The sequence below is a fragment of the Falsiroseomonas sp. genome (genome assembly GCF_041690465.1).
GTDB lineage: Bacteria > Pseudomonadota > Alphaproteobacteria > Acetobacterales > Acetobacteraceae > Falsiroseomonas.
Genome location: NZ_JAWLHG010000025.1, coordinates 70,495 through 78,433, shown reverse-complemented (window position 1 = coordinate 78,433; position 7,939 = coordinate 70,495). Strand labels below are relative to the sequence as shown.

Annotated in this window: 10 protein-coding genes; 2 read left to right on the top strand and 8 right to left on the bottom strand. The window is 72.1% G+C overall.

Features of this window, described 5'->3' with window-relative positions; all coding sequences use genetic code 11:
* Window positions 1-77 precede the first annotated feature (77 nt).
* From truA to def, 3 genes are read right to left on the bottom strand one after another with little or no spacing between them, the layout of a single operon-like run.
* A complete protein-coding gene (gene truA / locus ACESM1_RS20720; RefSeq protein ID WP_372623109.1) occupies window positions 78-839 on the bottom strand; it encodes a tRNA pseudouridine(38-40) synthase TruA in 762 nt (253 codons plus the stop codon).
* Window positions 840-849: 10 nt separating this feature from the next.
* Window positions 850-1,764 (bottom strand): methionyl-tRNA formyltransferase, encoded by a 915-nt coding sequence (gene fmt, locus ACESM1_RS20715; protein WP_372623108.1) that lies wholly within the window; start codon window positions 1,762-1,764, stop codon window positions 850-852.
* Between the two features lie 18 nt (window positions 1,765-1,782).
* Complete coding sequence (def, locus tag ACESM1_RS20710) at window positions 1,783-2,310, bottom strand: peptide deformylase (protein WP_372623107.1); 528 nt, start codon at window positions 2,308-2,310, stop codon at window positions 1,783-1,785.
* Between the two features lie 148 nt (window positions 2,311-2,458).
* Here def and ACESM1_RS20705 point away from each other — a divergent pair, with 148 nt between their 5' ends.
* Both ACESM1_RS20705 and ACESM1_RS20700 read left to right on the top strand, forming a co-directional pair.
* A complete protein-coding gene (locus tag ACESM1_RS20705; RefSeq protein ID WP_372623106.1) occupies window positions 2,459-2,959 on the top strand; it encodes an Hsp20 family protein in 501 nt (166 codons plus the stop codon).
* Between the two features lie 67 nt (window positions 2,960-3,026).
* Window positions 3,027-3,281, top strand: coding sequence for a hypothetical protein (locus ACESM1_RS20700; protein ID WP_372623105.1), 255 nt, complete (start codon window positions 3,027-3,029; stop codon window positions 3,279-3,281).
* Window positions 3,282-3,341: 60 nt separating this feature from the next.
* Here ACESM1_RS20700 and hpf read toward each other — a convergent pair whose 3' ends face one another.
* From hpf to lptC, 5 genes are all read right to left on the bottom strand, one after another.
* Window positions 3,342-3,950: a ribosome hibernation-promoting factor, HPF/YfiA family gene (hpf, locus tag ACESM1_RS20695; RefSeq protein ID WP_372623104.1), complete on the bottom strand. Its 609-nt coding sequence runs from the start codon at window positions 3,948-3,950 to the stop codon at window positions 3,342-3,344.
* 81 nt (window positions 3,951-4,031) lie between these two features.
* The gene (rpoN, locus tag ACESM1_RS20690) at window positions 4,032-5,516 is read right to left on the bottom strand and encodes an RNA polymerase factor sigma-54 (protein ID WP_372623103.1); all 1,485 of its coding nucleotides are present in this window, start codon (window positions 5,514-5,516) and stop codon (window positions 4,032-4,034) included.
* 54 nt (window positions 5,517-5,570) lie between these two features.
* A complete protein-coding gene (lptB, locus tag ACESM1_RS20685; RefSeq protein WP_372623102.1) occupies window positions 5,571-6,335 on the bottom strand; it encodes an LPS export ABC transporter ATP-binding protein in 765 nt (254 codons plus the stop codon).
* Window positions 6,332-7,321 (bottom strand): LptA/OstA family protein, encoded by a 990-nt coding sequence (locus ACESM1_RS20680; protein WP_372623101.1) that lies wholly within the window; start codon window positions 7,319-7,321, stop codon window positions 6,332-6,334. Before ACESM1_RS20680 ends, lptB begins: the two co-directional genes overlap by 4 nt.
* The gene (lptC, locus tag ACESM1_RS20675) at window positions 7,318-7,896 is read right to left on the bottom strand and encodes an LPS export ABC transporter periplasmic protein LptC (protein ID WP_372623100.1); all 579 of its coding nucleotides are present in this window, start codon (window positions 7,894-7,896) and stop codon (window positions 7,318-7,320) included. The genes ACESM1_RS20680 and lptC overlap by 4 nt, the downstream gene beginning before the upstream one ends.
* Between the last annotated feature and the right edge of the window lie 43 nt (window positions 7,897-7,939).

The following is a 7,939-nucleotide window of genomic DNA, read 5'->3' as shown; positions in this document are numbered from 1 at the left end:
CGCCGCGGGCGTGCAGCCCACCTGAGGCAGCGCCAGGTCGCCTGCGGCTGCCGCCCGGCAGCCGCGGGCGACCCGCTTCAGCTCCAGCCCGGGTCCGGGTCGTAGCGGGCGGCGACGAAGGCCAGCCCCTCCGGCGGCGCGGTCTGCCCCGCCTTGCCGCGGTCCCGCCCCTCCAGCAAGTGCCTCGGCCAGGTGACGGGCCGCTTGCCGACGCCGACTTCCACCAGCGTGCCGACGAGGTTCCGCACCTGATGGTGCAGGAAGCTGCGCGCCTCGGCGATGATCACCACCTCCTCGCCGAAGCGGCTCACCTCCAGCCGGTCGAGCGTGCGCAGCGGCGACTTCGCCTGGCAGGAGGCGGCGCGGAAGGCGGAGAAATCATGCCGGCCGAGCAGCGCCTGCGCCGCCTCATGCATCGCTGCCGCGTCCAGCCGGCGCTTCACGTGCCAAAGCCGACCGGCCTCGAGTGCAGGCCGCGCCGCGCGATTCATGATGCGGTAGCGGTAGCTGCGGCCAAGGCAGTCGAACCGCGCGGACCAGTCATCCGGCACGCGCGCGGCGGCGAGCGCCACCACCGGATGCGGCGCGGTGCGGGCGCTGATCGCTTCCCGCACGCGTTCCGGCGGCAGGTCGGCGGCGAGCAGGATGCCCACCACCATCGCCTCTGCATGCACGCCGGCATCGGTGCGCCCGGCCGCGGTGGCGAGCGGCGTCTCGCCGCCATTCAGCGGCGCGGCGGCTTCCTCGATCACCTGCTGCACGGAAAGCTCCCCGGCCTGGCGTTGCCAGCCGACGAAGGGCGAGCCGTCGAATTCGAGCTTCAGCGCATAGCGGGGCAAGGGAACTCGCTCAGCCCAGCACGTCGCCGGGCGGCAGCGCGTAGCCGCGCAGGAACTCCGCCGCCGGCAAGGCGCCCCGCCCGGCACGCTGCAGCCGCGTGAGGCGCAGGGCACCGCTGCCGCAGGCAACTGTGGGCGCGCCGTCCAGCACCGTGCCGGGCGGGCCGCCGCCCGCCCCGGGCTCGGCCGCCAGCACGCGGATGGTCTCCGCACCATGGGCGAAGAAGCAGCCCGGCCAGGGTGTCAGCGCGCGGATCCGGCGGTCGAGCGCATCCGCGGGCTGCGTCCAGTCGAGCCGCCCATCCTCCTTGGCGATCTTCGGCGCATAGGTGACGCCCTCCTCGGGCTGCGGCACCGGCGGCGGGTCCTCCTCCAGCGCACGCAGGATCAGACGCGCGCCGAGCGCCGCAAGCGCGTCGTGGATCTCCGGCGTGGTCGCGCGCGGGCCGATCGGGACCGACTCGCGCAGCAGCATCGGGCCGGTGTCGAGGCCCTCTTCCATCCGCATGATGGTGATGCCCGTCTCGGCGTCGCCCGCCAGGATGGCTGCCTGGATCGGCCCGGCGCCGCGCCAGCGCGGCAGCAGCGAGGCGTGGATGTTGAGGCAGCCGCGCCGCGGCGCGTCCAGCATCGGCTTCGGCAGGATCAGCCCATATGCCGCCACCACCGCGACATCCAGGTCGAGCGCCGCGAAATCGGCATGCGCCGCTTCGTCGCGCTTCACCCGCGCCGGCGTGCGCACCGGGAGGCCGAGCTCCAGCGCGGCGCGGTGCACGGGGCAGGGCGTCTCCTTCTGCCCGCGTCCGGCCGGGCGAGGCGGCTGCGCATAGACGGCCGCGATTTCGTGCCCGGCATCGTGCAGCGCGCGCAGCGCCGGCACGGCGAAGTCGGGGCTGCCCATGAAGGCGATGCGAAGTCGGCCCATGCGATCCGCACCCCCCCCCTACTGGTCGCGTTCCTTCGCCTTCAGCTCCTTGGCGAGCTTGCGCAGCAGCATGTTCCGCTTGAGCGCGGAGATGTGGTCCACGAACAGCACGCCATCCAGATGATCGAGCTCATGCTGCAGGCAGGCGGCGAGCAGGCCATCCGCCTCCACCTCCCGCTTCGCGCCGGTAAGGTCGGTCCAGCGCACCTTCACCCGCGCGGGGCGCGTCACGTCGGCGAACTGGTTGGGCAGGGAGAGGCAGCCCTCCTCCCGGGTCGAGAGCTCCTTGCTGAGCGCGACGATCTCGGGGTTCACCAGCACGATTGGGTCCCGCTTCTCGTCAGGGCGGACATCCACCACCACCAGCCGCAGCATCTCGCCCACCTGCGGCGCGGCCAGACCGATGCCGGGCGCCTTGTACATCGTGGCGAGCATCCGCTCCGCCAGCGCCGGGATGCGCGGATCGGCCGGTTGCACCGGCTTCGCCTTGGCGCGCAGCCGTGGATCGGGGACGAACAGGATCGGCAGGAGATTGGCGTCGGTCATCGCAGGCAGTCCGGGAAGCGGCGAGAGGTAGCCCCGCGGCCCCCCCCTTGCAACGGCCTGTCTCACCGCCAAAATCCTGTCTCGCGGGGTGCCTCGGGCTCCGCCGGTTTCATGCCTCGCCCCTCGGGGGAGGCCCAGGGAGCAAGACATGTCGCGTCCCTCGCTGTTCGGCTCGCCGCTCTTCCTCGGCTTCGACCACCTCGAGCAGATGCTCGACCGGGTGCAGAAGAACGCCGATGGCTACCCACCCTACAATATCGAGCAGACCGGCGACACGCGGCTGCGCATCACGCTGGCCGTCGCCGGCTTCTCCATGGACGACCTGCAGATCACGCAGGAGGACAACCAGCTCGTCATCCGCGGTCGCCAGAAGGAGGACACCGAGGGCCGGGTCTTCCTGCATCGCGGCATCGCCGCCCGGCAGTTCCAGCGCGCCTTCGTGCTGGCGGAGGGCATCGAGGTGGAAGGCGCCTGGCTGGACAACGGCCTGCTGCACGTGGATCTCCGCCGCCCCCTGTCGGAGGCGCGGGTGAAGACCATCAAGATCGCCGCACGCGGCAATGGCACCCAGAGGACCACCCTCGGGGGCGCCCCCGTCGTCGGCGGCATGGCCGAGCCGCTTCCGGACGGCCGCAACGGGGAAGGGTGAGCAGGCTGCCACCCCGACCCAGCACGGCGCGGGCCCATGTGCGGGACGCGCCAGAAGGAGAACGACAATGAACGAGCACGATACCGGTGCCGAGATGGGCCGGACCATTCTGACCGCCAACGCGCTGCGCAACCTTTCGGCGCAGGATTTCGCCCGCCTCGGCGCGGAGCACGTGGCCTATGTGCGCCCGGTGATCCTGAACGGCGCGCAGGCCTTCTCGATCCACGCCGCCGACGGCACCGCGATCGGCGCCGCGCCGAGCGCGCAGCTGGCTGCCGCCGCGATCCGGCAGCACGAGATGGAGCCGATGCTGGTGCACTGAGGAACGGGGGGGCTTCCCCCTCCCGACCCTCCCCCGCGCGCGCGGGGGGGGCTTTCGGGGTCAGCCGTTGCCCGGATCTATCCAGCCGACATGGCCGTCGCCGCGGCGGTAGACGACATTCAGCGCATCGCTCTGCCGGTTGCGGAACATCAGCGCCGGCAGATGCATAAGATCGAGGCGCATCACCGCCTCGCCGACCGTCAACCGCTCGATCACAGCCTGCGTCTCGGCCACGACGGTCGGGTGCTCGGTGCCGTTCGCCACAGTGGCCTCGGCCGCCTCGGCCTCGTCCTCCTCCTCCGGTCGCTGCAGCACAACCTGGCGCGCCGGCTCGCCGCGCGGACGCTCGCGCTCTGCGGCCATGCTGCGCGCGTGGTCGTTCACCCGCCGGCGGTAGCGGCGAAGACGCTTGGCGACATGCTCCGCCGCCTCCTCGAAGGCACGATGCGCGTCCGGGCCCTCGCCCTCGCCGCGCATGAACAGGTCGCGCCCGGCCTTGAGGTTGATGTCGCAGACGAAGGCGTGCCCCTTGCCGTCGCGACGGAAGGTGACGTTCGCCTCCAGCGCATGGTCGAAGTACTTGCGCGCGATGATGCCGAGACCCTCCCGGACGTGGGTCTGCAGGGCCTCGCCGGTTTCAACCTGCTTGCCTGCGACAGTGATGTGCATGAGGACTTTGCTCCTTCCGCCATGTGGGGAAGGCCGCCCGGGAGAGGCGGCGCGGAGCCAAGTGCGGCACAGTGCCGCGGATCAGGCCGGGACGGCCTTTTCCCGCTTGCGCTGCACCGAAGAGGGTATCCGCAGCGCCTCGCGGTATTTCGCCACCGTTCGGCGTGCGATGTCCACCCCCTCCTTCCGCAACCGCTCCACGATCGCATCGTCGGAGAGGATGTCCTCCGGATCCTCGGCAGTGATCATCTCCCGGATGCGGAAACGGATCGCCTCGGCGGAGTGGCTCTCGCCGCCCGCGGTGCCGGCGATGGCGGTTGTGAAGAAGTATTTGAGCTCGAAGATGCCGCGCGGGGTCGCGACATGCTTGTTCGCCGTGACGCGGCTGACCGTGCTCTCGTGCATGGAGACGGTCTCGGCGACGTCGCGCAGGATCAGCGGGCGCAGGTGGCCGACGCCGTGGCGGAAGAAGGCGTCCTGCCGTCGCACGATCTCGGCGGCGACCTTGAGGATGGTGTTGGCGCGCTGCTCCAGCGATTTCACCAGCCAGGTCGCGCTCTGCAGCTTCTCCGCCAGGAAACTCTTGTCGTCCTTGGACTTCGAGCCGACCACCGCGCGCGCATGGAAACCGCGGTTGACCAGCACGCGCGGCAGCGTCTCGGGGTTCAGCTCCACCGCCCAGTCGCCGTTCTCCAGCCGGCGCATGATGACGTCCGGCACCACCGCCGGCGGCGGCGCGGCGTCCCAGTTGGCGCCGGGCTTCGGATCGAGCCGCTTCAGCTCGCCGATCATGTCGGCAAGGTCTTCGGAATCCACGCCGCAGACGCGCATCAACCCGCGCAGGTCGCGCCGCGCAAGCATCTCGAGGTTGTCGAGCAGCGCCTCCATGCAGGGATCGAGGCGGTTCAACTCCGCCAGCTGAACCGCCAGGCATTCGCGCAGGTTCTGCGCGAACATCCCGACGGGATCGAGCCGCTGCATGCGCGCGCGCACGCCGGCGACCAGCGCCTCCTCGCAGCCCATCGCGGTGGCGATCGCGGCGTCGGTCACCGGCAGCCGGCCGGCGGCATCCACCATGGCGAGCATCTGCGCCGCGATCAGCCGTTCGCGCGCATCGTGGAAGGTCAGGCGGATCTGCGCACCGAGATGCTCACGCAGCGAGACGCGGGCATCGGCCATCTCTTCGATGCCGGCGAGGTCATCGCTGAAATCGGCGCTGCCGCCGCGCCCGCCGGCGCCGAGGCCGCCGGTGCCCTCGGCGTCGTAGACGTTGTCCCAATCGGCATCGAGCGGCGCCGCGCCCTCGGCCGGGATCGCGTCCGAGGTGGCGGCGGCGTGGGAATCGAGCGGCTCCGGCGCCGGCGCATCCGGCGGGCGCTCATCGGCAGCGGTGGGCCGTTCCGCGCCTTCGTCGCGCTCGAGCAGCGGGTTGCGTTCCAGCTCCTCCTCGACGAAGGCGGAGACTTCCATGTTGGAGGATTGCAGCAGCTTGATGGCCTGCCGCAGCTGCGGGGTCATCACCAGCGACTGCGACTGCCTCAGATCGAGGCGTGGGCCGAGCGCCATCGCTAGTGGTCCCGGCCCCTGCTGTCGCGCGTTCCCCCGGCCATGGCGCGATCCCTAAAGGGAAAACCTTTCGCCGAGGTAGACGCGGCGCACGCCCTCATGCGCGACGATGTCGCGCGGGCTGCCCTCCATCAGCACCTGGCCCTCATGCATGATGTAGGCGCGGTCGATGATCTCCAGCGTCTCGCGGACATTGTGGTCGGTGATCAGCACGCCGATGCCGCGGTCCTTCAGGTGCTTCACCAGGTCGCGGATCTCGCCGACGGCGATCGGGTCGATGCCGGCCAGTGGTTCGTCGAGCAGGATGTAGGCGGGCTGCGTCGCGAGCGCGCGCGCGATCTCGCAGCGCCGCCGCTCGCCGCCCGACAGTGCCAGCGCCGGCGCGCGGCGGAGGTGCGCGATGCCGAATTCCGCCAGCAGCGCATCCAGCATCTGCTCGCGGCGGTCGCGGATCGGCTCGACCACCTCCAGCGTGGCGCGGATGTTGTCCTCCACGGACAGGCCACGGAAGATCGAGGCCTCCTGCGGCAGGTAGCCGAGGCCGAGCCGCGCGCGGCGGTACATCGGCAGGAAGGTCACGTCGTGGCCGTCCATTGTCACCGTGCCCTCATCGGGCTGCACGAGGCCGGTGATCATGTAGAAGGTGGTGGTCTTGCCGGCGCCGTTCGGGCCAAGCAGGCCGACAGCCTCGCCGCGCTTCAGGCTGAGCGAGACGCCACGCACCACCGGCCGCTTGCGGTAGCGCTTGCCGAGGCCGGTGGCGACCAGCCCGGCATTCTGCGCAGCGAGCCTGATCGGGGGGGTGCCGGCATTGCTCATCGTCCGGCTCCGGGTTGTGGCGGGCGGGGCTGCCGCGGCTGGCGATCGGCGCCCTCGGGGCGCCCGGCGACCGGCACTTCGGCCTGCGCCGGCTGATCCTGCTGCGGCACCACCAGCCCCTGCACGCGCTCGCCGGGCGCCGAGACCAGCCGGGCGACGCCGGTGCGCAGGTTCACGATCGCCTCCCGGCCATTGAGCTGGTTGTCGCCGCGGGTGATGCGCACCTCGCCCACAAGTCGCGCCATGCCGGTCTGCGGCGAGTAGGCGCCGCGCTCGCCGCGCACCACCTCCTCCGCGGTGCGGATCTCGACATTGCCGAATGCCTCGACGCGCTCGATGCGGCTGCCCTCATCGGCGCCGGGCAGGCCGGCGATGCCGGCCGGGCGTTGCGGGGCGGGGCGCGCGGCAGGCTGGCTGCCTTCCGGCGGTGCCTCCGCGAAATGCGCGACCAGCGTGTCGGCGACGATGCGGCGGCCATCCGCGGTGGTCACCACGGCACCACCCCGCGCCACCGCCATCCGCCGCTGCGGCCAGTATTCCAGGCTCTCCCGCGCGGTGATGCGCTGGTCCGGCATGTCGAGCGCGAGCCCCGCGCCGGACAGCACCATCACCGCCTGGTCCATGTCATAGACGGCGCGCTGACCGGTGGCGCGCTCGGTGGCGGAGGTGATGCGCACATTGCCCTCCGCCTCCAGCCGCCAGATCTCGCTGCCGGCCACCGGGCTGGCGCCGGGCTGCGCCGGCGCCGCGGCACCGGCGCGGGGCCGGTAGCGGGCGATCAGCCGGTCGGCATCCACCGTCACGCCCTCACGCACCGCCCGCGCCTCGCCGCGCGCCAGCACCACCTGTTCCTGCTGTCGCCACTCGATGCCGTCGGAGGCGGTGATCTCGATCGGCCCGCCCTGCGTCAGGTCGAGGCTCTGCGCCACCGCGGGTCCCGTGCAGGCCAGCAGCAGGACGGCGAGAAGCGCCGCGCCGGCCCTCACCGCGCGCCTTCCAGCACGGCCCGGGCGCGGCCGGTGAACACCACCACCTGGCCACGGTCGTAGAGCCGGAAGCCCTCCGCGGTCAGCGTGCCGAAGGGGCCCTGCGCGGCCACCGGATCGTCGCCCGAGGCATCGCCGCCGGCGATGTCGAGCTCGGCGCGCGGGGTGACGAACTGGGTGCCGTCATCATGGTGGATGGTGACGTCGCCGGCGAGGTCCAGCCGGCTGCCGGGCCGGTCGTAGCGGCCTTCCCGTGCCTCGAGGTAGACCCAGCCGCCATCGTTCAGCTCCAGGTCGGCGCGGGGCTCCTGCAGCTGCACGGCCTGCTCCTCGCCCTCCTGAACCGCGGTGGCGGCGGTGACGGTGTAGGGCTGGTTCTGCTCGTCCAGGCCCTGGTAGCGCGGCTCGACGATATGCAGCGCGGTCGGCTGCACCTCCGCCACGCGCCGGAATGCGACGCGGCCGCGATCGGCGGCGCTCTCGAATTCCGGCCACAGCGCAACCGTGGCCAGCAGCCCGACCGCGGCGAGGGGCAGCAGGCGCTTGGCGACGGCGACAAGGATGCGCCGGCGCACGAGCTGCCCCGCGCTCGGCGGCCGGCGATGGCGCGAGGGCGGC

Coding starts and splice junctions, on each gene's coding strand:
- ACESM1_RS20700 (WP_372623105.1), top strand. CDS start 3,027: ATGAACGAGCACGATACCGGTGCCGAGATGGGCCGGACCATTCTGACC.
- lptB (WP_372623102.1), bottom strand. CDS start 6,335: ATGAGCAATGCCGGCACCCCCCCGATCAGGCTCGCTGCGCAGAATGCC.
- ACESM1_RS20705 (WP_372623106.1), top strand. CDS start 2,459: ATGTCGCGTCCCTCGCTGTTCGGCTCGCCGCTCTTCCTCGGCTTCGAC.
- fmt (WP_372623108.1), bottom strand. CDS start 1,764: ATGGGCCGACTTCGCATCGCCTTCATGGGCAGCCCCGACTTCGCCGTG.
- rpoN (WP_372623103.1), bottom strand. CDS start 5,516: ATGGCGCTCGGCCCACGCCTCGATCTGAGGCAGTCGCAGTCGCTGGTG.
- hpf (WP_372623104.1), bottom strand. CDS start 3,950: ATGCACATCACTGTCGCAGGCAAGCAGGTTGAAACCGGCGAGGCCCTG.
- def (WP_372623107.1), bottom strand. CDS start 2,310: ATGACCGACGCCAATCTCCTGCCGATCCTGTTCGTCCCCGATCCACGG.